The following is a 486-nucleotide window of genomic DNA, read 5'->3' as shown; positions in this document are numbered from 1 at the left end:
AGCCGCACCGAGTACGACGAGCCCGACGCGATGCGCACGTACCTGACGGGCCACGGCGTGCCGGACGCCCGCATCGTCAGCGACTACGCGGGCTTCGACTCGTGGGACTCCTGCGTCCGGGCCCGGGAGATCTTCGGGGTGCGGCGGGCGGTGCTGGTCAGCCAGGGCTTCCACATCCGCCGGGCCGTCGCGCTGTGCCGGGCCGCGGGCGTGGACGCGTACGGGGTCGGGGTCGCCGAGGCGCACGACGCGACCTGGTACTACGGCGGCGCGCGCGAGGTCTTCGCGGCGGGGAAGGCGGCGCTGGACGCGGTCTTCCGGCCGGAGCCGCGCTTCCTGGGTCCGAAGGAGGAAGGGGTGTCGCGGGCCCTGGCCGCTCTGGCAGACTGACGCCGCTGGGTGATATACCGATTAGGCATATGTCGATCCGTCGTGTGCGACAGGGGTGTGGAACCGTGGCTGTTGTGGATCTGAGCGGCAAGGCCG

At 72.0% G+C, this 486-nt stretch carries 1 protein-coding gene; it reads left to right on the top strand.

Annotated elements, in window-relative coordinates; genetic code table 11:
* Window positions 1-390 (top strand): vancomycin high temperature exclusion protein (locus J7E97_RS02635; RefSeq protein WP_251053661.1); only part of this gene is annotated, 390 nt, incomplete at its 5' end.
* Window positions 391-486: the final 96 nt, after the last annotated feature.

This window comes from Streptomyces sp. ISL-66 (assembly GCF_018614135.1).
Classification (GTDB): Bacteria; Actinomycetota; Actinomycetes; order Streptomycetales; family Streptomycetaceae; genus Streptomyces.
The sequence above is the reverse complement of the archived record's forward strand: the minus strand, read 5'-3'. Positions and strand labels throughout refer to the sequence as shown.